We start from the raw sequence: 24,575 nt of genomic DNA on the forward strand, positions 1-24,575 counted from the left end.
ATGCAATAGAGATATGCCTAGAGATATCGCTATTTCTCTAGGCACAGGCTCTTAAAAAATGTTATTTTTTTAATAATTTTGAAAAAAATATAAAATATTAGATAAAAAGCTATTGACTTACCAAGTTTAATAGAGCATAATGATAATCGTTATCAGTGATAATGATTATCATTAACAATAAAATTACATAAAAGAGGGAGAGTAAGACAAATGAAAAAAACGAACTTATTTATCGCGTTGTTAGCAGCTATGGTTCTATTACTTGCTGCATGTGGTTCTAACGAAGGGGCTTCAACAGAACCTGCTAAAAAAGAATCAACGGAAACACCTGCGGCTGAAGATCAAGCAGAAGAAACAGCTTCTGGGGAAGGTCCTACTTATCCAATGACAGTAGCTCCAACAGTTGCTTCAGTTGAAGGTGAAGAAGCATTAATTAATTTTGACGATGTAGAATTTGAAAAAATGCCTGAAAAAATTGCTGTATTCGATTATGGTTTCTTAGATACATTAGATGCATTAGGTGTTGAAGGAATTGAAGGGGTTGCACAAGATTCAAGCCTGCCGGCACACCTGGAAAAATATGCTTCTGATGAGTATACAAATGTTGGTGGTCTAAAAGAACCTTTACTAGAAGACCTTGCTGAAATGGCTCCTGATGTCATCTTCATCTCTGGTCGTCAATCAGCATTCTATGAAGAATTAAAAGAAATCGCTCCTGTTGTATTTATTGGTACTTCTGATAATGACTACTGGAACACATTCTTATCGTCTGTAGATTTAGCAGCAAAAATGTTTGGTAAGGAAGAGGAAGCTGAAGAATACGTTGGTAAAATTGATTCAGCTTTAGAAGAAATCAAAGCTTTAGCTGGAAACTATGAAACATCATTAGTAACAATGTACAACGAAGGTAAATTATCAGGTTTCGCAAAAGAATCTCGTTATGGTTACATTTATGACGTTTATGGTTTCAACCCAGCGACAGACGATATCGAATCTACTTCCCACGGTTCTAATTTCGGATTCGAAGCAATTTTAGAAATCAATCCACAAGTATTATTCGTCATTGACCGTACAGCAGCAGTTGGCGGCGACTCAAAAATTGAAACTGATATGGAAAATGACATCATCAAGAAAACAGACGCTTATACAAATGAAAAAATCGTATACCTAGATGGTCCACTTTGGTACCTAGGCGGTGGCGGTTTACAAGCTGAACTTGCAAAAATTGAAGAAGTATTAGCAGAATTAAAATAATAATAGATTTGTTAAAGGGACTGTCTAGAAGTTAGTGAAAACTTACTAAGGCAGTCCTTTTTTTCTATCACATAAATTATAGTATGCTGTTAAGTTAGGATACTATTTCAAAAGAACACATTCTAAAAGGCATCTATATCTAAAACTAATTTAGGTTGATTGAAGCGGAAGGTGTGAGACTCCTGCGGGAAGTAGTGGGACAGGTGAGACCCCACAGACGCAGAGCGTCGAGGAGGCTCACCGCCCACCCCGCGGAAAGCGAGCAACCTGGAGCTTCAATCAACCATGCACAATACAAATTACAAAAAACAAAGTTTGAGAAACAACTTACAGAAACCAATTAGTTTTCGCAAACAAGCCGAACTTCTGTTCCACCATTATATTCCATATGGTATAATGTGAAAAAACGCTTGGAGTGGTTTCTATTTTTAAGCTAGAGGAAATATTCAAAGATAAAGACTCCTCTTTTTTAGAAAAAGAAGAGAAGAGATTAAAAGAATTATATAGTCTTAATTTGATCCATACTCCAACTGAACAATCATTTGACCGCATTACCGAATTGGCCAGTCGAATATTTCAAGTGCCAATTTCTCTTATATCACTACTCACAGAGGATTTGCAATGGTTTAAATCCTGTGTAGGCCTAACAGGAGACTTATTAAATGAACGATCGACAAAACGAGAGGAATCAATTTGTCAGTATGTAGTAATAGATGGAGAACCACTGGTCATTGAAGACACATTACAAGACCCGCGATTTAAGCATAATCCGTTAGTTGTCCAACATCATATTCGATTTTACGCAGGAGCACCAATCATTACAAAGCATCATAACATCATAGGAACTGTTTGTATTATAGATGTGGAGCCACGCACACTCACAGAAGCTGAGTTACAAACATTAATAGATTTAAGCAACTGGATAAAAACTGAAATAGAGCTTAGAACAGATTTACTTGAAAGAACAATGAATGAACAATCAATTCGCACACTTTATGAAGTCACGAGCAATAATAGTCTAACCTTTGATGACAAATTAAACAGGCTTCTTAAAATTGGGTGTGATCGTTTTCATTTATCAGATGGACATATTTCAAAGATTACCGGGGAAGAGTATAAAATCCTTCAGATGATGACTAAGTCATCAAGTCTCAATAAAGCTGGAGACCTTCTCCCGCTCAATGATTTTTGTGCGGGTAACATAATGGCAAGCCTGGAACCTGTTCATATCAAACAATCAGCTTATAAAAATCAATCAACGATGTTCAATGAATATATTGGAGCACCTATATTTGTTAATAATGCTTTTTATGGAACGTTTTGCTTTTTCTCAAAAGATCAAACATTTCGTGCCATTTCCAACTCTGATCTAGAGTTTTTACAGCTTATGACACAGTGGGTAGGCTTTGAAATTGAACGATTACAGGTGTATACAGAATTAAGGGAGAGTCAGGAGCGGTTTCAGCAAATTACGAATAATATTAAAGAAGCATTCTGGATATTTGAAGTAGAAAAAAACGAGATATTGTTTATGAGTTCTGCTTGGGAAGAGATTTCCGGGAGAACATGTAAAGAATTTTATGAAGATAGCACATTGTGGATAAATACGATTCTGCCTGAAGATCGAGACAATACATTAGAGAATTTTCAAAATATCAGTAAAAATATTGAATTTGAATATAGACTCATTCATACGGATGGTACCATTCGTTGGATACGGAATCGAATTGTACCGATTTTAAATAAAGAAGGTAGAGTATATCGACTAGCAGGTGTAGCTGAAGATATCACAGATGCCAAGCTGAATGAGGATTTAATAAGGAAATGGGACAAGCTGTCTGCTGTTAGCCAGTTGGCAGCAAGCATCGCTCATGAAATACGGAATCCATTGACAAGTGTTAAAGGGTTTATGCAGTTAAATCATAATGAAATTTCTCCATTTAAAGAGCTTATTTTGTCTGAACTGGGACAGATAGAGGATTTTATAAATGAAATACTGATTCTTGCTAATTCTCATCTTGGTATTCAACTGAATCATCATAATGTTATTGACATGATGTCTGAAGTTTTACAGGCCACTGAAGATGTAAGTCAGTTATTTGATATCAACTTTGAATTTGATCCACAGGCAAATGTAGAAATCGTTTGTGATGAAAATCAACTAAAACAGGTATATCAGAATATCATTAGTAATGCAATTGAAGCAATGCCAAATGGTGGTACAATACACATCGTGATAGGAATGGAAGATGAAAAATCTATTTATATTTCAGTAAAAGATCATGGGGTCGGAATAGCGCAAGACAGGATTGCTAAGCTCGGTGAACCCTATTACTCCAATAAAGAAAAAGGGAGTGGGTTGGGGTTAATGATTAGTTATAAAATTGTTCAAAATCATAAAGGGAAAATCCTCTTCACAAGTGAACTTGGGAAGGGAACAACAGTGAAAATTATCCTGCCGATCGAACATCACGAATAATTTAAAATAAAAAGGAGCGAGATTCGCTCCTTTTTATTTTATCTTAAGAAAGCAATCAAAGAATTAAAGTATAAGAAAAATGTAATTGTAGTATATAAAATACTGATTTTATTTAAGGAAAATGATTTGCATAATTATTCCAACACCAAATGATAACTGATATCATAAAAATATCAAATATTGTTCGAGATAAAATAATTTGGGTAAAAATACTTAATCTACTAAATTAATCTACAAGCAATTTATTCCTATCAAACTAACAGGAAATTACTAGCATTTGTCGAATAGATTTATTGGGCAATGTTTAAGGGAGGATACTGGATGTCACATGCACAAGAAGGCCAACAAATTGAAATAAAGCTTACGAAATCTGCATCTGAAGTTCCTTATGTGGTAGGAATCGGTGCCTCAGCTGGAGGACTTGAAGCGATCGAACATTTTTTTCAGAGTATGAATCCTCTTATTGATGCAGCGTTTGTTGTTGTCCAACACCTATCATCGAAGTATAAAAGCTTTATGCCGGAATTACTTGCGAAATCTACCAGTATGAAAATCATTTTAGCTGAAGAAGGTCTACGGCTTAAAGAAAAAACTGTATATTTATGTCCGCCAAATCATTACATAACCATTAATGAACAAGGATTTATTCATTTAGAAGAATATGCGGATAAAAAACCTGTCCATTACCCTATAAATGTATTTTTATCATCTATTGCAACTTATGCAGAAAAAAAAGCAATTGGTATCATTTTATCCGGAAAAGGAACAGATGGAACGAAAGGGCTTAATGATATACATGAAAAAGGTGGATTATGTCTTATTCAAAATGAAACAGCAAAGTTTAAGGATATGCCTGAAAGTGCAATAAAATCAGGGATAGGAGATTACATACTAGATCCTAAGTCAATGCCAGAACAAATTAGTCACTATATCACATCAAAGCCAATTAATTTTACTGATAATCATTTAAAGCAAGTGTTAATGATGATTCATAAAAAAAGTGGAATCGATTTTTCAATGTATAAAATAAATACAGTATTAAGAAGAATTGAAAGACGCATGAGTTTACTTGATGAACCATTACTCACTCTTGAGGCTTATAAAAATTATTTATTAGAAAATCCGATGGAGATCCGGTTTTTACAAGAAGATTTACTTATTGGAGTAACTCACTTTTTTAGAGACACAGAAGCATTCAACTATCTACAACAATATCTTATTCCAAAAATGATCGATGAGAATATTCATATAGGAAGGAATAAAATTAGAATATGGGTAGCAGGTTGTTCATTAGGTCAAGAAGCCTATTCTCTCGCAATTTTATTTCATGATGAAATAGAAAAAAGAGGATGTGATATGGATCTCCAGATTTTTGCGACAGATATTGATCGTGATTCAGTGAAATTTGCCAGTCAAGGCTGCTATTCAGAGCAAATTGTCTCAACCATACCAAAACATTTATTAGTAAAATATTTTGATAAAGATGATAGTGATTATCAAGTTAAAAGGGAAATTAGGCATAAAATTGTCTTTGCTCCTCATAACATGACAAAGGATTCACCGTTTGTCAATTTAGATATGGTGAGCTGTAGAAATGTTATGATCTATTTTCAAGCAGAGCTTCAGCAAAAAGTATTATCTCTTTTCCATTTTGCATTAAAGGAGAAAGGCTATTTATTTTTAGGACCGAGTGAAACAATTGGTAAGCTATCAACTTTGTTTACTTCTGTTAATAATAAATGGAAGATTTTCACCAATGAAATGTCTGATAGTCAGCACGTCTCTCAAGCTTTTCTTACTCCTAAAGAATCACCTAATGAACAAAGGAAGGATAGAAGAAATTTGGATCATCTTCGTGAATTGAATCAATTTCAACACCCGGATGAACTATATTTTTCATTAATGGATGAAATATTACCGCCGTGTATTGTCATTAATGAGCATAATGAGGTTCTATTAGTCTCTGGGAATGCAGGTGAGTATTTAAATCTACCAAAGGGAAAAGTGAACTATAATATCTTCAATATGGTTCCAACGAATTTATCAGTCGCAATTGGGACAGCCATTAAAAAGGCAAGAGAGGAACTTAAAGAGATTAACTATAAAAACCTCCTTATTAATAAAAATGAGAACAAACAGGTCAAGTTAATCGTAAAGCCTTTAGAGAGTGCAGGAAAGGGTTATATTTCACTATTTATAGAAGTGAAAAAGCCGGATTCTTCAACAGAGTTTAAAGCAGACGCATTGATGTTTGACCATGACTCCGTTTATAACCAGAGAATATTTGATCTTGAGCAGGAGCTTTATTATACAAAACAAAGTCTGCAGACAACAATAGAGGAGCTTGAAACATCGAATGAAGAACTGCAATCAACGAATGAAGAGTTGATTGCTGCCAACGAAGAATTGCAAAGCACAAATGAAGAGATGCAATCAGTAAATGAAGAGCTTATAACAGTTAATACCGAGTATGAAAAGAAAATCAAAGAGTTAACCAATTTAAATAATGATATGGATAACCTTCTCATTAATACAAATATCGCTACGATTTTCTTGAATAAAAACCTCGATATTAAACTCTACACACCTGAAGCTATGAAAATTTTCCACCTCATAGACCGTGATATAGGAAGACCAATTTATCATATTTCACATCGTCTTGATTATGATCTGTTTATAAGAGATATAGAGGATGTGGTACTGACAACAAAGTCGATTATTAAGGAATTACCCTCAAAGGATGGAAAGTGGTACAGCATCAAAATTATGCCATATCGAACAAATGAGAATCTAATCGACGGTATCGTCATTACGTTTGTTGATATTTCTAATATTAAGAAAGTAAACCGCGAATTGCAATTGAGCATGAAGGCAATTGAACTTGGACCTGCCTATACAGTCTTTACAGATTTTCAAGGTACGATTGAATATGCTAACAGTAAATTTGCTGAACAACTTGGTTTAGATGTTCAACAAATTATCGGGCGTAAAATAAAAGATATTTATTCCGAGTACTATAAAGAAAGTGATTTTGCACAGCATTGGAAAAAAGTTCGTGCCGGAGAGAAATGGACTGGTGAGCTGTCTTATAATGGAAAAGACGGGAAAGAGAAATGGGAGCACCTTACTCTAATACCCGTTGAAAATGAAGAAAATGACGTAGTGCAAATTTTACTTGTAGGTGAGGATGTTACCAGCAGAAAAAGTTCTGAACAAATGCTGATTAAATCTGAAATGCTTTCTGGTATTGGTCAGCTAGCAGCAGGAATTGCACATGAAATTCGAAATCCATTAACATCACTCCGTGGATTTCTTCAGTTGATGATTCAAACAAATACATATAGTAAAGAATATGCAGAAGTGATGATGACAGAGTTTATTCGGCTTGAGGAAATCATCAATGAATTCCTTGTCCTATCAAGACAGAAAACAGCTGAATTTAAAGATGTGAATATCAATAAAATTATTCAAGATATATCGAAAATCTGGGAAACACAGGCGATCTTAAATGATGTTACAATCGAAACCTTCATAGACCCAATGAGCTTTACGGTTAGAGGAATTGAAAATGAACTAAAACAAGTGTTTATAAATATAGTGAAAAATGGAATTGAGGCAATGGAAGGTCGTACAGGCAAACTGAAAATTGAGGCGAAGAAGCTTGATCATGATCGAGTTCTCTTAAGATTCCAAGATCAAGGAAAAGGCATACCTCAAGAACAGCTTGAAAAGATGGGGGAACCATTTTTTACGACGAAAGAAAAAGGAACAGGTTTAGGATTAATGGTTAGCTTTAAAATTATTGAAAGTCATAATGGGAAGCTTATATTTTCTAGTGAACAGGATAAAGGAACAACAGTTGAAATTACGTTACCTTTATCCAATTCAGTCGAAGCGATCCAAAAGGGGCAATAAAGTAATATAAAAGTCAATGGAAGAGCGAAGCTCATTTAGTTCATCAATAATAACCTCATAGTGGACGCTTTTACCACTTTCAATAATGTCCGGTCGAATAAGGCTTAGTAAATCCTGGATCTTCTCTAATTTCCTTGGCAGTTCCTTCATATTGTCGGAAGAACTAATTAAATTATAAAGATCTGAATCTGTTAAAAAGGGCTGAAACAAGGTAATAATTTCTTTCCTTTCATGTTGTTCCAGTCTTTCTCTGTCAGTCACCATTAATTGCTCACGGAGCAAATGGACTTGGTGACTGACTTTTTTAAAATCCTCTTTAAGAGGGATACAAACAATATATAAATAGTTTTCACGGTTTTGAGTGACATATATTTCAAAAGGCTCTAACTCATCTTGTGCTGTTATGATATTCGCTTCGAATTTTTTCTTCTCTTTTGTAGATAGAAAATAATGCACTTTGTTTCTACTATCAACATCTACTATATCTAAGAAATTTCTCCTTTTAGAAAAAAGTGTTTTGGAAATAGATGAACAATCCAGTATATTAAAGTCTGTATCAAGAATAAAAACAGGAACCGGTATATTTTCTAGAGCAAACATGTTGTTGGTCCTCCATATCTTCAATTGTTTATGGTATAGAGTGAACAACATCATTTGTATTGATTGAAGTCAGCTCTGATAAATCCTTAATGATCTTTGTTTGCTTAGTTGTGAATTTTTCCAGATTATACTTATCAGATAATCTACTTCCAACAATGATGGTAAAGTTTTGCTGCAATGATTCCAATACCTGTATATATTCAGGTAGCAGTTGAAGGTGGTGGGAGACGGTAACGGAAATACAAATGATATCAGGCTTCGATTTATTTGCATAATAGATGTCATGTTGCAAGGGTAAATTAGGTCCAAAATACCGAACATCCCAATCATATTCTTTAAATACAGAGGCAGCCATTTTAGCCCCGATATAATGTTCCTCTCCTTCAACACAAAATATCATGGCTTGATTCTTCTTTTCACTTTGCTGCTTGTCCGGTTCTACATGGAATTGAAGCTTTGTTAATACGTAGTCAGCTGTACCTGTTGCCAGATGTTCATCAGCCACACTAATTTCATCTATTTCCCACAGTTATCCGATGTAATACATGGCTTCTTTAATTACATTTTCATAGATATAAAGTGAAGTAAAACCTTCATATAATAGGCTTTCAACTAATTTGTAGGAACTAACTGTATCGCCAGACAATAATAGCTGAGCTAGCTTCTTTGATAGATCATTCATAGAAGGCATTCCCCTTTTGGTCTCATCTACCTTCTATTATACTCATCTATGAAAATTACTGCATCCTTTAACACGCTAAATATCCTACTAGTTCATACCCCAAAATTCCCTTAATTAAACGTTTGTTTAAGAAGGAAATTGCATATCTAAGGGGATTTACAAAAAATTAACAAACAAACGGGTATATCTAGTAACTTCTGTCATGAAGAAAATGATGTCTGTGATATAATTGTATGTATGAAATTAATAGAAAGCGTGGTTGGGTTATGAAAAAGCTTTCCTATCTGTTTATTATCGTCGGACTTTGTATTGTAGGCTACGCAGTGTGGGAAATTGTCGATACAAAAATGCAAACATCTAACTCCTTAGCAGAAGCCCAAGCCATCGTAAAGTCGCCACCTGATAAAGAGGTATATAAAGAAGAAGATGGAACATTTAAACCGCCAATAGGCGAAGCTGCCGGCATTTTACATATACCGAAATTAGAGGCAGATCTCCCGATTGTAGAAGGAACTGATCCTGATGATTTGGAAAAAGGTGTTGGTCACTATAAAGGCAGTTACTATCCTAACGAAAATGGACAAATTGTCTTATCCGGTCACAGAGATACAGTGTTTCGTAGAGCAGGAGAGCTGGAACTTGGTGACAAATTAGAAATCAAACTACCATATGGAGATTTTGAATATGAGATTATTGATACGAAGATCGTAGAGGCAGATGATCTAAGTATTATCACACTCCAAAATGAGAAGGAAGAGCTTCTACTAACAACATGCTATCCTTTTAGCTTTGTGGGAAATGCTCCGCAAAGGTATATTATTTATGCGAAAAAGAAAGATGTCTAAGTAAAGCGAACAATCCAGCACCTTTAAGGTCTGGATTGTTTGCTTTTTATTATGGCAAGGATATCCGCAGGTATGGATGCTTCTACTTCAACCTTCTCATGTGTTAAAGGGTGTGAAAGGGCAATGCTTTTTGCATGTAATGCCTGTCTTTTGATAAGATCCTTGCTTCCGCCATAGAGGGTATCACCAATAATTGGATGGTTCATCGAACTTAGATGCACCCTAATTTGATGTGTTCGTCCGGTGTCTAGCTGTAATGACAATATTGATAGATTTGTTTTCGGGTCATATCTTTCAACCTTGTAATGAGTAATGGCTTTTTGACCATTGGGAGAAACCCTTCTGCGTGTCGCATGATGCCGATCACGGCCAATTGGTTTATCGATGGTTCCGGTTAATTTGGAAAGTTTTCCTTTTATGATCGCAAGATACGTTCTTTTTATCTTTTTTACTTGTAAATCCTGATCTAAAATGGACTGAGCAAGATCATGTTTTGCAAAGATAACAGCACCTGATGTATCTCGGTCAAGGCGATGAATATGTCTAACGCGAATTTGTAATCCATTTAGCTGATAATAAAAAGCAATCGCATTTGCCAGGGTGCCCTTTTGGTTGGGTTCATTTGGATGTGTATCCATCCCAGGCGGTTTATTGACGATGAGTAAATGATCATCTTCGTAAAGGATGTCCACTGTGGTATTTTCAGGTAAAACTCCATAATCTTCTTTTTTGAATAAATGTAAATATAATCGGTCATTATGTTCTAGTTTATGGTTAACATCAGCGATTGAGTTATTTTTTTTAATGGCAGAAGCTTGATTCCATCTTTGGATAAGAGATTTAGATGCGCCAAGTTTACTGGATAGTATAGAAAAAACTGTCGCATATGCCCAATCCTTCGGAATATTTATCTCAAGCCATTCACCTACACGTTTCAAGGGTATATCATTCCTTACTGAATTCTTATTTTGTAAATCTGATTTCTTTAAATATTATTGGCAAGAAACTAGTATTGTGCTGGTTGATTTCCGCTACAGGTTGCTCGCTTTCCGTGGGGCGGGGGTGAGCCTCCTCGGGCAAAGCCCTGTGGGGTCTCACCTGTCCCGCTACTCCCACAGGAGTCTCGCACCTTCCGCTCCAATCAACCAAATTTGTTTAGTATTAAGAAATTGGAAAAAGTATTCCTTATACTTTGTTTGAACCAAATAAATAATGCTGTTATCGTAATGATTGTTTCTTAGATCACTAATTAAAAAACGATAGTGGAATGGAGCGGAAGACACTTGACTCCTGCGGGAAGGAGAGAAAAGACTGAGACCCCGCAGGCGAAGACGAGGAGGCTCAGCTTCCTCCCCGCGGAAAGCAAGTGTCTGGAGCGCAATAGAACGAACAATTTTTACGATTAAAAGTAATAATAACAACAATTAATAACAAAAGTATACATAACATCGATTGGATGTACAATCTAGTTCCGGTAACACTTACCTCTGCAATCTTGAAATGTCCTGTGTTATGCTTAATGAAGTTAATATAGAAGGAAAGAGAAAGGTGATAAAATGAAGGTAGTTGTGGCATCGACGAACGAACAGGAAAATCATATCACTGAGTTAGTTGATCAATTGTATACTGTGATTTTCCCGAAATTTTTCCCGGATGATAAAATTGTAGAATTAAAGGAATTGAACGTGCTTCAGCCACAGGCTTCTGATAAAATGTATAATGCAAATTTGAAGGATGCCTTTCAAATTATCTCTAGTCTTCAAGCTTTAATCGCTGTGCTGGAATTACTCCATGAAGGAAAATATGAATATGAGTATAAAGAGATGTTTGAACGTAATACACAAAACTTAAATGATTATGGTTATTTTTTTCCGCTAACATTTTCGCAGTTTAAAGATGCTGAATGTCAGGAAGGGCAATTTAGTCAATTTATCAGACCGGCAAATTCTTATATGATCTAATGAAGAAGGACAGTTCCTAATTGAACTGTCCTTCTTTGTTTATTATTCAGCTGTCCATTCATTTAATAGAGAACGGAGTGACTCTTCATCTGTATTTCCACCTTCAACTCGTGCTACTTCTTTTCCATCTTGAAAGTGGACAAGTGTTGGTGTGCCTGTGATGGCATATTGATTCCAGGCATCTTCATATTCCAATAAATTAAATTGATCGATTTCTACATCTAAATCTTCCGCAACAGGCATTAAAACAGGTGTTGTTGCTTTACAATGACTGCATTCCGGACTAAAGAAATAAACGATCGTATCTTCTTTGTTGTCCAGTTTTGTTTCGAGTTCATCAGGAAGGATAATATTTTGGTAATTAGGATCATTAAGCTGATCAACTGTAGCGGGTTTAAGATCACTTTTACCATATACATTTCCTTCAGCTTGCTGTTTGTTCTGGTAAGTTGTTACAAAGGCTAGTCCACCAAAAAGAACAATAATAATGGCTCCGAAAATGAGTAATTTCTTCATCTTACTTACCTGCTTTCCTTAAGATTAAAAAACTTGTGATAAAGACAATGGTAAATCCAAATAACGCTAAAAATGGAATCGTTATAAAGCCTAACCAATTTATGTATTCCCCGGTACATGGTACAATTCCGCAAGAGACAGAATTTTCTCCTAAAAAATCAATTTTTTGTACACCATAATGATATATTGAAATGCATCCTCCAATGGCAGAAAGTACAAGTGAATAAATGGCAATTTTATAATCTTTTTTAAAAACTCCTATACCTAGGATGATAACGAGAGGATACATGAAAATACGTTGATACCAGCATAGTTCACAAGGCGCATATTGAAGAATTTCTGAAAAATAAAGGCTTCCTAATGTGGAGATAAAGGCTGCAGCCCATCCTATTGAAAGCAAATTCTCCATCTTTTTTTCATTTGAGCTTGACATAACATCCCTCATTTATATTTATAGATACTCTTAAATTATAATCGCAAGCGTTTTGGCTGTAAAAGAATACATGTTGAAATTTCTATGTTTTTGAACAAAATTTGAAAATTGGAAATTTGATGGTGTTTTTTAAATGGTTGTTTTTATATTTTCTGTAATGACAACCCTCATTTATCCCAATAAAATTTTACTAATAATAAATGCCACATGCCTTTCTCATACTATAATCGAAAGGGGAGGATTATGTTGAATACTATTCAAGATTGCATGACAACAGGTGTAGCGACTGTTTCTTCTTCACAATCAATTAAAGAAGCAGCAGAGCTTATGAGTCAAAATAATGTTGGTTCTATTCCGGTTGTTGATAATGGTCAATTACGAGGTATTATTACGGACCGTGATATTACACTTCGTTCAACAGCAGAAGGACTTGACAGCAATACACCTGTATCACAAGTGATGTCAACTAACCTTGTTTCAGGACATGCGAATATGTCAGCTGCTGAAGCAGCAAAAGTGATGGCACAGCACCAAATTCGTCGTCTGCCGATTGTTGAAAACAATCAGTTGGTTGGTATAGTAGCATTAGGTGACTTAGCTACAAACCAAATGTCTGATCAGGCAGCTGGTCATGCTTTAACAAATATTTCCGAACAAAATAAAACACATTAATTTCTCTAGAGGTTTGACAATCATGTCAGACCTCTTTTTTATGAATTTGAAATATTAACGAAGTTCCTTTATATATTATACATATACAGACATTTAAAGAGGAGTTGTACCTTTTATGATTAAAGCAGTTATTTTTGATTTCGATGGGCTCATCCTTGATACAGAAACACATGAATATGAAGTATTAAGTGAAATTTTCCGTGAACATGATTGTGAATTACCATTAGAGATTTGGGGAAAATTGATTGGAACAAAGTCTGATTTTAACCCTTATACATATTTAGAGGAACAAGCTCAAAGAAAAATAAACCGCACTGAATTAAAGGTGGTTGAAAAAAGCGTTTTGACAAAAGAATACAACAAGAAAAAGCAAGACCGGGAGTCGTTGAATACTTAGATGCGGCAAAAGAACTTGGCTTGAAGGTAGGGCTTGCCTCAAGCTCAAATTATGAATGGGTTTCAACACATTTAAGTAGACTAAACTTATTAGATCGTTTTGAATGTATTCGCACATCCGATCATGTTGAATTTGTAAAGCCTGATCCTGCATTATATATCGAAGCAGCAAAATGCTTAGGTGTGAAGCCTGAGGAGTGCATTGCTTTTGAGGATTCGGCAAATGGTGCTCTGGCTGCGAAAAGAGCCGGGATGAAATGTGTCACTGTGCCTAATTCAGTGACAAAGGAACTGGAGTTTTGTGAAGTAGATCATCGTGTAGAATCAATGGCAGAAATGGAGCTTAAGGAATTACTTATGTTTCTGAATAAGGAATAAGGGGTATAAACGTAACAATTACTGCTTAAAGGAGAACCATTATGTCTGAGAAACTAGATTTAACGAAGTTTGAGAAGAAAATGATTATTCGCAATATCCTGGAAAGCGATATTGACGCCATTATTGATCTTCAATCAAAATGTTTTCCAGGGATGGAGCCATGGAAAAGAGAACATTTGGAAAGCCACCTTGATCACTTTCCGGAAGGTCAATTTTGTGCTGAGTTTGAAGGGAAAATCATTGGATCATGCTCAAGCCTCTTATTAAATTTTGATGAGTATGATGATCGTCATACATGGGATGACATTACAGATAAAGGTTATATTACAAATCATGATCCGGATGGATATAATATGTATGGAATCGAAGTAATGGTTCATCCTGATTATCGTCGTATGAAAATAGGTCATCGTCTTTATGAAGCAAGAAAGGACCTGGCAAGAAGGTTAAATTTAAAAAGTATTATTATTGGCGGAAGAATCCCAAATTATTATAAATATGCTGACGAACTATCTGCGAGAGAATATGTTCAACAGGTATCTTTACATAAAATTTATGACCCTGTATTATCGTTTCAGCTTTTAAATGAATTTACCCTAATGAGAATAAATCCAAACTATCTTTCAGATGATGTAGCTTCCTATCAGTACGCAACATTGATGGAGTGGAATAATGTTGATTACCAACCGAATACAAAACGATTTTATAAAACATCCAATCCTGTTCGAATTTGTGTTGTGCAATATAGGATGAAACAAATTAGCTCGTTTGAGGAGTTTTCAAAGCAGGTTGAATATTACACAGATGTTGCCTCAGATGCAGGCTCTGATTTTGCGGTTTTTCCGGAAATTTTCACTACACAGCTCATGTCATTTTTAGATGAAAAAGTACCAAGTAAAGCGATTCAGCGTTTAACTGAATTTACAGAGGAATATATCGAATTATTTACAGAGCTTGCGGTCAGATATAATGTGAATATTATCGGTGGTTCACATGTCGTTGAGGAAGAAGGACGAATTTATAATATTGCGTATTTGTTTAGACGTGACGGAACGATTGAGAAGCAGTATAAACTTCATATCACACCGAATGAACGAAAATGGTGGGGAATTAGCCGCGGTGATCAGGTGAAGGTCTTTAATACGGACTGTGGAAAAATTGCGATTCAAATTTGTTACGATATCGAATTTCCTGAACTAGCGAGAATTGCAACCGATAAAGGCGCAAAAATTATCTTTACTCCTTTTTGTACAGAAGACCGTCAAGGCTACCTGCGAGTTCGCTACTGTGCACAGGCCCGTGCAGTAGAAAATCAAATCTACACTGTGATTGCCGGAACCGTAGGAAATCTACCGCAAACAAAAAATATGGATATTCAATACGCACAATCGGCAATCTTTGCACCATCTGATTTTGAATTTGCTAGAGATGGAATCGTTGGAGAATGCAACCCGAATATTGAAATGGTGATCATTGGTGATGTTGACCTCGAAATTCTAAGACGCCAGCGCCAATCAGGGACAGTGAATCAACTAAAGGATCGCAGGAAGGATATTTATTCAATCCAATATAAGAAATAAGATAGAAAAGCCAACTCAGGGTTAAAACTGAGTTGGCCTTTTTTGATTGTCATCGTATGGTAAAAAAAGAGACCAGTCTGTAAATACCTTTCGACAGCGGGTAACACGGTGATATTAATAGATGCAAACTAAAAAGATTTTCAGCTCAAAAATAATTTTGTCGAAAAAGAAAATATAGTAATAAAACAAATTTACCAGCCATTTTTTGTTACTCTGCCACGATAAATTGTTCTGAAATAACGTAAACTTTTATTTTACATAGATTGCGCGGAATTTGTAGAAATTCAATTATGTGGAAAGTACTATAATATGCTAAAATTAAGATGAAATTTTAGTATAACTCCTAGGAGGTAAAAATGAGCTGGGAAAAAGGCTATCAACGTTGGAATCAAAAACAAGATTTAGATCAAGAACTACGAACTCTTTTAACGAACTTAGAAGGAAATGAAAAGGCTTTAGAAGATTGCTTCTATAAAGAACTAGAGTTTGGAACAGGTGGGATGCGTGGTGAAATCGGGCCAGGTACCAACCGTATGAATATATATACAATCCGAAAAGCATCTGAAGGTTTAGCAACTTACATAGATTCTTTTGGTGATGAAGCAAAAAAACGAGGAGTCGCGATTGCTTACGATTCTCGTCATAAATCACCTGAATTTGCGATGGAAGCCGCAAAAACATTAGCTTCTCATGGCATTCAAACATATGTATTTGAAGAATTACGCCCAACTCCTGAATTATCATTTGCAGTACGTTTTCTTAATGCATTTTCAGGTATTGTCATAACAGCTAGTCATAATCCACCAGAATATAATGGATATAAAGTGTATGGTGAAGATGGCGGGCAATTACCACCAGCTGCAGCAGACACTGTAATCTCCTATGTTAACCAAGTAGAAGATGAGCTTGAAATTGCCGTTAAGGATGAAACAGAATTAAAAGCACAAGGTCTAATCAAAATGATTGGCGAGGAAATCGACCAAGCTTATACAGAAAAACTAACGACAATTTCAGTAAATCCTTCACTATCACAAGAAGTTGATCTGAAGGTTGTGTTCACACCATTACATGGGACAGCGAATAAACCGGTTCGTCGCGGTTTAGAAGCACTGGGGTATAAACATGTAACAGTGGTAAAAGAACAGGAGTTGCCAGATCCAAACTTCTCAACTGTTAAATCTCCGAATCCGGAAGAACATGACGCATTCACGCTAGCAATCCGTGATGGAAAAGCAGTAGATGCTGATGTCCTAATTGGAACAGATCCCGATGCAGACAGACTTGGTGTCGCTGTAAAAAACAATGATGGTGAATATGTTGTTTTAACTGGAAACCAAACAGGTGCATTACTTCTGCATTATCTATTATCAGAGAAAAAGGAAAAAGGAACACTGCCTAGTAATGGTGTTGTTTTAAAAACAATCGTTACCTCTGAGATTGGTAGAGACATTGCAACATCATTCGGCCTTGATACAATTGATACATTAACAGGATTCAAATTTATTGGTGAAAAAATCAATGAATATGAACGCACAGGACAGTACCAATTCCAATTTGGTTATGAAGAAAGCTATGGCTACCTGATTGGTGATTTTGCTCGCGATAAAGATGCTGTACAGGCTGCATTATTATCAGTTGAAGTTGCTGCCTATTATAAAAAGAAAGGTCTGACATTGTACCAGGGCTTACTCGAAATCTTTAAAGAGTATGGCTATTACAAAGAAGGACTACAGTCTCTAACGTTAAAAGGAAAAGAAGGCGCAGAGCAAATTCAAAGCATTCTTCAGTCTTTTAGAACAAACCCGCCAAAAGATGTAGCAGGTAAAAAGATTGTGTCAATTGAGGATTATAAGAGCAGTGAACGTCAAGATGTCGTGGCAGACACAACATCTAAAATCGATTTACCTGGCTCAAATGTCCTAAAATACATCTTGGAAGATGATTCATGGTTCTGTGTAAGACCTTCCGGAACTGAACCGAAAGCAAAGTTCTATTTCGGTGTGAAAAGTGACACACTTGAACAAAGTGAACAAGAACTATCTACATTAGAATCAGGCGTTATGGAAAAAGTAAATGAATTAATTGCAGAATTAACGAAGTAATAGACAGAAGCGGACAATGAATTTGTCCGCTTTTTATCTAGGTAAAGGAGTGACGTTATGAACCCGATTCAACATGAAATTGGAACCATATTTATTCCTGTTTCGAATATAGAAAAAGCTAGAGATTGGTACTGTCGCGTATTTAACTTTCCAAAGGATCATGAAATCCTTTTTGAACACCTTTATATTTTGCCAATGAACAATGGCACAAACATTGTTTTAGATAGTAAAATTTTTTCGGAAGACGCCGTTTATAAACATCCAGCATGTCATTTTAATACACAGGATATTAAAGAGGCTTACAACTATCTCAAGAATAAAGAAGTTACCATCATAACTGAAATTGAACATAATCACTGGTTTAATTTTAAAGATCCGGATGGAAATGTACTTATGATCTGCCAATGTTAATTGGTAAATAGCTTAAGGCTATTTTTTTTGCCCAAAAAGACATCTACTCCCAAAGTCGTAGAAAAATTCAGTCAGAAAGAGAAGTTCGTAAGGAAAGAGCTGTTGGTATAATAAATAATAAGAAGAATAGGGTGAAAAGGAAATGACTGAAAACGACAAACGGATACATGAGTTAAATACGCTGAAAATCATTGCTGAAAAGTTAAATGAAGCTACAGATATAAAAGATATGTTAAATGATGTGTTAAAGGAATTACTTCATGTCACAGATCTTTCTACGGGATGGGTTTTTCTAATAGATGAAAAAGGGCATTACAAGTTAGCAGCTGATCATGGTTTGCCTGCAGGGTTAACATGGAGCCAAAAGAAGCCAATGTGTGAAGGCGGCTGTTGGTGTGTTGATAGATACCAGGCCGGACGACTAAAAAAGGCGATTAATATTATTTCATGTAAGCGAATTGAAGAGGCGATCGAACATAATTGGGGAGAGACGAGCGGAATTACCCATCATGCAACAGTACCACTCCGAGCAGGTAAGGAAAATTTCGGACTGCTGAATGTTGCATCTCCAAATAAAAAACAATTTACAGAGGGAGAGCTTGCCTTGTTGGAGTCTGTCGCCTTTCAAATCGGAACCGCGATAAAACGAATTCAGTTAGTTGAAAAGGCAAGGACTCATGCTTTGATAAAAGAAAGAAACAGACTTGCGCAGGATTTACATGATTCCGTAAATCAGCTGCTGTTTTCGATCATGTTAACAGCTAGAGGGACAAAAGAAATGACGGACCAGGTAGAAGTGAAAGAAATGCTAACCTATATGCAGGAGCTTTCCCAGGAAGCATTGAACGAGATGAAGGGACTAATATGGCAGCTTCGACCACAAGGATTAGAAGATGGTATAGCAACAGCAATTATAAACTATGGAAATGTGCTTGGCCTTAACATATCCTGTGATATTGAGGGGGTTTGCAGGTTACCTCAATATATCGAAGAAGAGCTTTGGCGAATAGGTCAAGAGGCGCTGAATAATTGTAAAAAACACGCAGAAACAACCAAGGTACATGTATCACTTTCTAAAACGGATGTTCATGTGAAAATGACCATAGAAGATGATGGAATTGGGTTTAATTATGATGAAAATGTCGCCATTCCGTCTTTAGGGTTAAAAGGAATGAAAGAACGTGTTGAACGTTTGGATGGAATTTTTAAGTTGAAAAGTATTTCAGGGAAAGGAACTAACATTGAAATTACGATTCCACTAAAAAAGGGGGATAATAATGACTAACATAAAAGTGTTGATCGCTGATGATCATCATGTTGTGCGAAGAGGCTTACTTTTCTTTTTGAAAACACAAAAGGATATTGAGATTATTGGCGAAGCGACAAATGGAAAAGAAGCCGTAAAGCTGGCTGCAGAACTAAATCCGGATGTTGTCTTAATGGATTTATCGATGCCTGAAATGGATGGCGTGATGGCTACAAAGGCAATAAGGGAAACGAATGCAACAGTTAAAATCATCATTTTAACAAGCTATGGAGATCAGGATCATGTTATTCCTGCATTGCGGGCAGGAGCTTCGGGATATCAGTTGAAGGATATAGAGCCTGATGATCTTGTTCAAACAATAAGAGACGTCCTGCAAGGACAAAGCAAGCTTCACCCGAAGGTTACCTCACATGTCATGGCTCATCTATCTACACCAGCAACAATTCCGTCTCAAACGAAAATAGATGAATTAACGAAGCGGGAAAAAGAAGTTTTAAATGAGCTGGCAAAAGGGAAAAGCAATAAAGAAATAGCAAGTGCGTTATTTATCACAGAAAAAACGGTGAAAACACATATATCAAATATCCTATCCAAACTCCAGCTGTCTGATCGTACACAAGCAGCTATCTATGCGGTGAAAAATGGATATGTAGAATCTTAAAACACAAGGAGAATGTAAAAATGAACTTACTTATTATAAATGGAGGTCCAAGAAAATCCGGGAGAACAAAAATGGCTGCCTCTTATATAGCAAATGTCTATAAAGCAAACCACTTTGATTTAAGCGAAAAAGAATTTCCGCTATTCAATGGGGAAGAGTCAGTTTCAAAACATCAATATGTCCAAGAATTACGGAAATTGGTCAAAGAAGCGGATGCCATTCTTTTATTATCACCTGAGTATCATAATGCAATGAGTGGCGCGTTAAAAAATGCACTGGACTTTTTAAGCAGTGAACATTTTTCCCATAAACCAGTAGGACTGGTAGCTGTAGCAGGCGGGGGAAAAGGCGGAATTAATGCATTAAACAACATGAGAACGGTCATGCGGGGATTATATGCTCACACGATCCCGAAACAAGTCGTACTTGATCCCAATTGCTTTGACTATGAACTAAAAGGGTTACATTCGGAATCAGCCTTACTCATTGATCAATTAGTTAAAGAATTAACGGTTTACACAGAAGCCATTCAAAAAATTCAACAATAAAGACTGACCAAGGATAGGTATGGTGCATACTATCCTTGGTCAGTCTTTTTTTCTTAGTGAATCGCCTCTATTGCAAGTGGTTCCTCTTCAACGGCATGATCGATATATCGCAAAAGGGAATACAATTGTTTTTCGACTTCTTTATAGTCATGTTCAAAATTATAGGCATGTAAGAAATGCTCTATTTTTTTTGATAAAAAATCATCCTTTGTTCGAACCATTAAGATAAGTAAGTTATCCCACTGTGAACGATGTGTGTAATATAATGCTTTGTCATAATCAACATTGTTCATCTTTTTTCCCTCCCTTAAGGAGATATGATTATTGTATGTGTTTTATCTTTATTTTTACTGTGCAAAACTTGGTGTTGTTGTCATGATTGGAATGGTAGTCTTTACCCACATAAAAACCGTTAGAAACGGTAACCTAAAAATAAAAAAGGATGAACCAATGAAGAAATGTTTTCTTATATTGCTCATTTTCTTAGTAGTATTTGAACATAGTGGACAAGCGAAGGAATACGAGCAGCAAATGTATACATATAAACGCATGAAAAAGGATCTGCTTTCAATTGCAAATGAGTACGACCTGGAGGTAAGAACATTTGGAAAGTCGGAGTTTGGACGAGATCTTCTTGCCGTAAAAATTGGGCGCGGAGAGAAAACAGTCCTTATTACAGGCAGCCATCATGGTCGTGAATGGCTATCAACACACATCATCATGGAAATGATTAATCAATATGCCAGTGCCTATAAAAATGCCAAGCCTTTTTCTGCGCATAATCCTGAAATTTTAGATGATGTTGCCATTTGGTTTATTCCAATGGTGAATCCTGATGGAGTGACGATTCAACAAAAAGGGATAAGCTCATTTCCCTTCCTGTTACAGGAAATCTATATTGATTTGAATGAAGGAAATGCAGATTTTTCGAGATGGAAAGCAAATGGCTTAGGTGTTGATTTAAATAGACAGTATCCAGCTGGATGGGACGACATTGAAGGAGATACACCTTATGCATCATATTCTCATTTTAAGGGGGAAAAGCCTTTAGAATCAAAGGAATCAAGAGCCTTGGCACTTTTTACAAAAACAATAGATCCCCTTACAGCCGCAGCTTATCATACTTCAGGTCGTGAGCTTTATTGGTATTATTTTAATTCTTTTGAACATCTTCAGCGGGATTACGCACTTATTGAAAAAATATCTGAAAAAACAGGCTATGATATATCCTATCCACCTTTTAATGCAACTGGCGGGGGATACACGGATTGGTTTATTCAAACATATGAGAGACCAGCAGTAACGATCGAACTTAGTTATCTTGTTGAGGACACAAATCCTCCTTTGGAAGTGTTTCATGAGGAATGGAAGCGTAATAAGGAAATAGGGTTTATTTTATGTGAATATGCCAAGAAGGAGATTCTATATAAAAAATAATTATTTTTAGAAGAATACGGACGAAATGTCGGGGCAGATTAATTTATAGAAAATGGTCATGGAGGTCTGTCTAAATGAAGTCATTATCGAAAGTTTTTTTCGCGCTAATTGCTCTATCCATTATTTTTACGGCAGGAATGAAAGCTTATGGGGAACAAAATGTTCAAGAAATTGATTACAAAAAGTGGAGCAAAATTGCCATCTCTTCTGTAAAAGAAAAATATCCTGATGCTGAACTGGTTGACTACAAGTATGGTGGAAGAGAAACTGTTAATGAAGAAGAGTCAAAAGATGTTTTTCATGTGAAGGGAAAACAGAATAATAAACCATTTATTGTTAAAGTTGATGTAGTATTTAATCCAAAAACAGGGCAGTTAATTACAGTAAATATTTCGGAAATGAGAGAAGAAGGCAACCTTTAGGGAGTTGCCTTCTTATTTATTCATAAGGAAATAATCAAGCAAAGCAGATTGGTTTTTTGTTAAGTCAGCCAATGTATACTGATCTAGAACATCTAAATATGCCTGCAATGCTTTATTTAGTACGTGTTTTAATCCGCAAACAGGAGAGATAATACATTGATTGTTTTCTTGATCAAAGCATTCAACAATATGGAAATCTTCCTCTGTTTTTCTGACAATGTTCCCGATATTTATTTCCTCAGGTGGCAGTGCTAAACGAATTCCTCCGTTTCGACCGCGAATTGTTTCAATGACATTCATCTTTCCAAGCTCATATGTAACCTTCATTAAATGGTTTTTTGAAATATTATAGACCTCTGCAATTTCTTTAATATTTGAAAGTTCTTCTTTAGGTTTTGTGGCAAGATATACTAAGACTCGTAAGGAGTAGTCTGTATAAAGGGTTAGACGCATAAAACATACCTCACATTAAGATTATTGAAACTAGATTATTTTTATAGACGCTGTTAAAAGCTACAATAATATAGAAAAGAACCTAATTAAAAAAGTAACTTTAGACCTATCTTAACATAAGAAGTGTAAGATTTAGTTATTATTGTAGGAAAATGTGACATCTTTTTTAAAGATGTATTTAATATATTGCTTTCAACCTGAAGGTTCACTATCATAAAGATGTATTCAAAATACTTCTTTAGGAGCTGGAATAGATGTTATCTAATAAAACAATTGAAATCGTTAAATCAACAGCACCAATTTTAGCTGAGCGCGGAGTGGAAATAACATCTTATTTTTACAAAAGTCTGTTCGAAGCATACCCTGAATTATTAAATATTTTTAACCATGCAAATCAAAAACAAGGTCGTCAGCAAACCGCTTTAGCCAATACTGTTTATGCAGCAGCTACATATATTGATCAGTTGGAAGTCTTATTGCCTGCTGTAAAACAAATTGCGCATAAGCATAGAAGCTTAAATGTGAAAAAAGAACATTATCCTATTGTAGGAGAATATTTATTAAAGGCAATTAAAGAAGTATTAGGAGATGCGGCGACACCAGATATCATTGAAGCTTGGGGAGAAGCATATCAAGTCATAGCTCAAGTATTTATCGATGTTGAAGAAGAAATGTATAACAAAGCAAAGCTTGAGGCTTGGGAAGAGTTCAAGTCATTTAAAGTTGTAAAAAAAGAAAAAGAGAGCTCTGTTATTACATCATTCTATCTCGAAGCTACTGATGGGCACCCGGCTCCAATTTATCAAGCAGGTCAATATATTACTGTAAGATTGTCAATTCCAGGTGAAGAGTATTTACTAAACCGACAATATAGTCTTTCTGATTCTGCAGGTAAAAACACATTACGTATTTCTGTTAAAAGAGAAGCAGGAGAAAACATTGATCAAAATGGGAAAGTATCAAATTATCTTCATGATTCAGTAAATGTTGGAGATGAAGTAGAAATTACTGCCCCTGCAGGTGATTTTGTTCTTCATGATGAAGCAAATTCACCACTTTACCTTATTAGTGGTGGAGTTGGAATTACGCCAATGCTTAGCATGTTAAAAACAGTGTCTGATAACCAGCCGGATCGCTTGGTAACATTTATCCAAGCTGCAAAGGATGGAGATATCCAAGCTTTCGGTAGTGAAGTGAATGAAACGATTAAATCGATGACAAATGCAAAGAAATATGTGATCTTTGAACAGCCGGCAGTGTCTGATCGAGAAGAAAATAATTTCGATTTTGAAGGATACTTAGATATACAAAAACTTGAACAGCTTGTTATAGAAAAGGATGCTACCTTCTATGTATGTGGTCCAGTAGCGTTTATGGGAAGTGTCATAGGAAATCTTCAAAAACTAGGAGTGCAAACGGAACATATCAACTATGAATTTTTCGGTCCATCAATCGAATTGAAGCAATATCAGGAAGCGTAAATAAAGACTTTAGAGCCACTTACCCTTTTTAGGGAGTGGTTTTTTTGTTGAGTGGATTTGATTATAGATTAATTTTTTCGAG

Annotated in this window: 23 protein-coding genes and 1 pseudogene; 16 read left to right on the forward strand and 8 right to left on the reverse strand. The window is 35.7% G+C overall.

The annotated features are described in order from the left end of the window. Positions 1–210 precede the first annotated feature (210 nt). From HWV59_RS04620 to HWV59_RS04630, 3 genes are all read left to right on the forward strand, one after another. Positions 211–1,254, forward strand: a complete 1,044-nt coding sequence (locus HWV59_RS04620) for a siderophore ABC transporter substrate-binding protein (protein WP_175638189.1) — start codon at positions 211–213, stop codon at positions 1,252–1,254. A gap of 415 nt (positions 1,255–1,669) precedes the next feature. Next, complete coding sequence (locus HWV59_RS04625; protein WP_175638190.1) at positions 1,670–3,733, forward strand: ATP-binding protein; 2,064 nt, start codon at positions 1,670–1,672, stop codon at positions 3,731–3,733. A gap of 321 nt (positions 3,734–4,054) precedes the next feature. Continuing rightward, a complete protein-coding gene (locus HWV59_RS04630; RefSeq protein WP_175638191.1) occupies positions 4,055–7,648 on the forward strand; it encodes a CheR family methyltransferase in 3,594 nt (1,197 codons plus the stop codon). On the opposite strand, the gene HWV59_RS04635 is transcribed toward HWV59_RS04630, so the two are convergent. The 3 genes from HWV59_RS04635 to HWV59_RS04645 are packed head-to-tail and all read right to left on the reverse strand — an operon-like array spanning position 7,619 to position 8,930. Further along, positions 7,619–8,248, reverse strand: coding sequence for a hypothetical protein (locus HWV59_RS04635; protein ID WP_175638192.1), 630 nt, complete (start codon positions 8,246–8,248; stop codon positions 7,619–7,621). The genes HWV59_RS04630 and HWV59_RS04635 overlap by 30 nt on opposite strands. A 28-nt stretch (positions 8,249–8,276) precedes the next feature. Continuing rightward, the gene (locus HWV59_RS04640; RefSeq protein ID WP_175638193.1) at positions 8,277–8,753 is read right to left on the reverse strand and encodes a cobalamin B12-binding domain-containing protein; all 477 of its coding nucleotides are present in this window, start codon (positions 8,751–8,753) and stop codon (positions 8,277–8,279) included. 24 nt (positions 8,754–8,777) lie between these two features. Next, a complete protein-coding gene (locus HWV59_RS04645) occupies positions 8,778–8,930 on the reverse strand; it encodes a hypothetical protein (protein WP_175638194.1) in 153 nt (50 codons plus the stop codon). 266 nt (positions 8,931–9,196) lie between these two features. Between HWV59_RS04645 and HWV59_RS04650 the strand changes: the two genes are divergently transcribed. Further along, positions 9,197–9,775, forward strand: a complete 579-nt coding sequence (locus HWV59_RS04650; protein WP_175639978.1) for a class D sortase — start codon at positions 9,197–9,199, stop codon at positions 9,773–9,775. Between the two features lie 23 nt (positions 9,776–9,798). Here HWV59_RS04650 and HWV59_RS04655 read toward each other — a convergent pair whose 3' ends face one another. Next, positions 9,799–10,719 carry an RluA family pseudouridine synthase gene (locus tag HWV59_RS04655; protein WP_175639979.1) on the reverse strand — a complete coding sequence of 307 codons (921 nt, stop codon included), beginning with the start codon at positions 10,717–10,719 and terminating at the stop codon, positions 9,799–9,801. Between the two features lie 612 nt (positions 10,720–11,331). Here HWV59_RS04655 and HWV59_RS04660 point away from each other — a divergent pair. After that, positions 11,332–11,736 carry a DUF5365 family protein gene (locus HWV59_RS04660; RefSeq protein WP_175638195.1) on the forward strand — a complete coding sequence of 135 codons (405 nt, stop codon included), beginning with the start codon at positions 11,332–11,334 and terminating at the stop codon, positions 11,734–11,736. A gap of 42 nt (positions 11,737–11,778) precedes the next feature. Here the strand turns inward: HWV59_RS04660 and HWV59_RS04665 are convergent, their stop codons facing one another. Next, on the reverse strand, positions 11,779–12,252 hold the full coding sequence (locus HWV59_RS04665) for a thioredoxin family protein (protein ID WP_175638196.1): 474 nt from the start codon (positions 12,250–12,252) through the stop codon (positions 11,779–11,781). 1 nt (position 12,253) lies between these two features. Further along, positions 12,254–12,685 (reverse strand): disulfide oxidoreductase, encoded by a 432-nt coding sequence (locus HWV59_RS04670; protein WP_175638197.1) that lies wholly within the window; start codon positions 12,683–12,685, stop codon positions 12,254–12,256. A gap of 243 nt (positions 12,686–12,928) precedes the next feature. Between HWV59_RS04670 and HWV59_RS04675 the strand changes: the two genes are divergently transcribed. The 8 genes and pseudogenes from HWV59_RS04675 (at position 12,929) to HWV59_RS04710 (ending at position 20,700) form a co-directional block, all read left to right on the forward strand. After that, on the forward strand, positions 12,929–13,357 hold the full coding sequence (locus HWV59_RS04675) for a CBS domain-containing protein (protein ID WP_407941535.1): 429 nt from the start codon (positions 12,929–12,931) through the stop codon (positions 13,355–13,357). Positions 13,358–13,472: 115 nt separating this feature from the next. Further along, positions 13,473–14,131, forward strand: a pseudogene (locus tag HWV59_RS04680) (HAD family hydrolase). A 41-nt stretch (positions 14,132–14,172) separates the two neighbouring features. Then, positions 14,173–15,711 carry a bifunctional GNAT family N-acetyltransferase/carbon-nitrogen hydrolase family protein gene (locus HWV59_RS04685; RefSeq protein WP_102228201.1) on the forward strand — a complete coding sequence of 513 codons (1,539 nt, stop codon included), beginning with the start codon at positions 14,173–14,175 and terminating at the stop codon, positions 15,709–15,711. Positions 15,712–16,067: 356 nt separating this feature from the next. Further along, complete coding sequence (locus tag HWV59_RS04690) at positions 16,068–17,813, forward strand: phospho-sugar mutase (RefSeq protein WP_102228202.1); 1,746 nt, start codon at positions 16,068–16,070, stop codon at positions 17,811–17,813. 57 nt (positions 17,814–17,870) lie between these two features. Continuing rightward, on the forward strand, positions 17,871–18,224 hold the full coding sequence (locus tag HWV59_RS04695) for a VOC family protein (protein WP_102228203.1): 354 nt from the start codon (positions 17,871–17,873) through the stop codon (positions 18,222–18,224). Between the two features lie 142 nt (positions 18,225–18,366). Then, positions 18,367–19,509: a GAF domain-containing sensor histidine kinase gene (locus tag HWV59_RS04700; RefSeq protein WP_102228204.1), complete on the forward strand. Its 1,143-nt coding sequence runs from the start codon at positions 18,367–18,369 to the stop codon at positions 19,507–19,509. Then, positions 19,502–20,152 carry a response regulator gene (locus HWV59_RS04705; protein ID WP_102228205.1) on the forward strand — a complete coding sequence of 217 codons (651 nt, stop codon included), beginning with the start codon at positions 19,502–19,504 and terminating at the stop codon, positions 20,150–20,152. The genes HWV59_RS04700 and HWV59_RS04705 overlap by 8 nt, the downstream gene beginning before the upstream one ends. Before the next feature lie 20 nt (positions 20,153–20,172). Further along, entirely contained in the window at positions 20,173–20,700 is a 528-nt protein-coding gene (locus tag HWV59_RS04710; protein WP_102228206.1) for an NADPH-dependent FMN reductase, read from the forward strand. Positions 20,701–20,753: 53 nt separating this feature from the next. On the opposite strand, the gene HWV59_RS04715 is transcribed toward HWV59_RS04710, so the two are convergent. Continuing rightward, the gene (locus tag HWV59_RS04715) at positions 20,754–20,993 is read right to left on the reverse strand and encodes a YhdB family protein (RefSeq protein WP_102228207.1); all 240 of its coding nucleotides are present in this window, start codon (positions 20,991–20,993) and stop codon (positions 20,754–20,756) included. A gap of 37 nt (positions 20,994–21,030) precedes the next feature. On the opposite strand from HWV59_RS04715, the gene HWV59_RS04720 reads away from it, so the two are divergent. After that, on the forward strand, positions 21,031–22,137 hold the full coding sequence (locus tag HWV59_RS04720) for a M14 family zinc carboxypeptidase (RefSeq protein WP_235991796.1): 1,107 nt from the start codon (positions 21,031–21,033) through the stop codon (positions 22,135–22,137). A 74-nt stretch (positions 22,138–22,211) separates the two neighbouring features. Then, positions 22,212–22,559: a DUF3889 domain-containing protein gene (locus tag HWV59_RS04725; RefSeq protein ID WP_102228209.1), complete on the forward strand. Its 348-nt coding sequence runs from the start codon at positions 22,212–22,214 to the stop codon at positions 22,557–22,559. 12 nt (positions 22,560–22,571) lie between these two features. Here the strand turns inward: HWV59_RS04725 and HWV59_RS04730 are convergent, their stop codons facing one another. Then, a complete protein-coding gene (locus HWV59_RS04730; protein ID WP_175638199.1) occupies positions 22,572–23,012 on the reverse strand; it encodes an RrF2 family transcriptional regulator in 441 nt (146 codons plus the stop codon). Between the two features lie 254 nt (positions 23,013–23,266). On the opposite strand from HWV59_RS04730, the gene hmpA reads away from it, so the two are divergent. Further along, positions 23,267–24,493, forward strand: a complete 1,227-nt coding sequence (gene hmpA, locus HWV59_RS04735; protein ID WP_175638200.1) for an NO-inducible flavohemoprotein — start codon at positions 23,267–23,269, stop codon at positions 24,491–24,493. The last annotated feature ends 82 nt before the right edge of the window (positions 24,494–24,575 follow it).

This window comes from Metabacillus schmidteae, assembly GCF_903166545.1.
In the GTDB taxonomy this organism is placed as follows: Bacteria; Bacillota; Bacilli; order Bacillales; family Bacillaceae; genus Metabacillus; species Metabacillus schmidteae.

Bases quoted from the DNA above. Each gene is read 5' to 3' on its own strand.
- HWV59_RS04650 (WP_175639978.1), top strand. From the start codon at position 9,197: ATGAAAAAGCTTTCCTATCTGTTTATTATCGTCGGACTTTGTATTGTA.
- HWV59_RS04705 (WP_102228205.1), top strand. From the start codon at position 19,502: ATGACTAACATAAAAGTGTTGATCGCTGATGATCATCATGTTGTGCGA.
- HWV59_RS04685 (WP_102228201.1), top strand. From the start codon at position 14,173: ATGTCTGAGAAACTAGATTTAACGAAGTTTGAGAAGAAAATGATTATT.
- HWV59_RS04645 (WP_175638194.1), bottom strand. From the start codon at position 8,930: ATGAATGATCTATCAAAGAAGCTAGCTCAGCTATTATTGTCTGGCGAT.
- HWV59_RS04730 (WP_175638199.1), bottom strand. From the start codon at position 23,012: ATGCGTCTAACCCTTTATACAGACTACTCCTTACGAGTCTTAGTATAT.
- HWV59_RS04620 (WP_175638189.1), top strand. From the start codon at position 211: ATGAAAAAAACGAACTTATTTATCGCGTTGTTAGCAGCTATGGTTCTA.
- HWV59_RS04715 (WP_102228207.1), bottom strand. From the start codon at position 20,993: ATGAACAATGTTGATTATGACAAAGCATTATATTACACACATCGTTCA.
- HWV59_RS04725 (WP_102228209.1), top strand. From the start codon at position 22,212: ATGAAGTCATTATCGAAAGTTTTTTTCGCGCTAATTGCTCTATCCATT.
- HWV59_RS04630 (WP_175638191.1), top strand. From the start codon at position 4,055: ATGTCACATGCACAAGAAGGCCAACAAATTGAAATAAAGCTTACGAAA.
- HWV59_RS04700 (WP_102228204.1), top strand. From the start codon at position 18,367: ATGACTGAAAACGACAAACGGATACATGAGTTAAATACGCTGAAAATC.
- HWV59_RS04675 (WP_407941535.1), top strand. From the start codon at position 12,929: ATGTTGAATACTATTCAAGATTGCATGACAACAGGTGTAGCGACTGTT.
- HWV59_RS04695 (WP_102228203.1), top strand. From the start codon at position 17,871: ATGAACCCGATTCAACATGAAATTGGAACCATATTTATTCCTGTTTCG.
- HWV59_RS04660 (WP_175638195.1), top strand. From the start codon at position 11,332: ATGAAGGTAGTTGTGGCATCGACGAACGAACAGGAAAATCATATCACT.
- hmpA (WP_175638200.1), top strand. From the start codon at position 23,267: ATGTTATCTAATAAAACAATTGAAATCGTTAAATCAACAGCACCAATT.
- HWV59_RS04635 (WP_175638192.1), bottom strand. From the start codon at position 8,248: ATGTTTGCTCTAGAAAATATACCGGTTCCTGTTTTTATTCTTGATACA.
- HWV59_RS04670 (WP_175638197.1), bottom strand. From the start codon at position 12,685: ATGTCAAGCTCAAATGAAAAAAAGATGGAGAATTTGCTTTCAATAGGA.
- HWV59_RS04690 (WP_102228202.1), top strand. From the start codon at position 16,068: ATGAGCTGGGAAAAAGGCTATCAACGTTGGAATCAAAAACAAGATTTA.
- HWV59_RS04710 (WP_102228206.1), top strand. From the start codon at position 20,173: ATGAACTTACTTATTATAAATGGAGGTCCAAGAAAATCCGGGAGAACA.
- HWV59_RS04665 (WP_175638196.1), bottom strand. From the start codon at position 12,252: ATGAAGAAATTACTCATTTTCGGAGCCATTATTATTGTTCTTTTTGGT.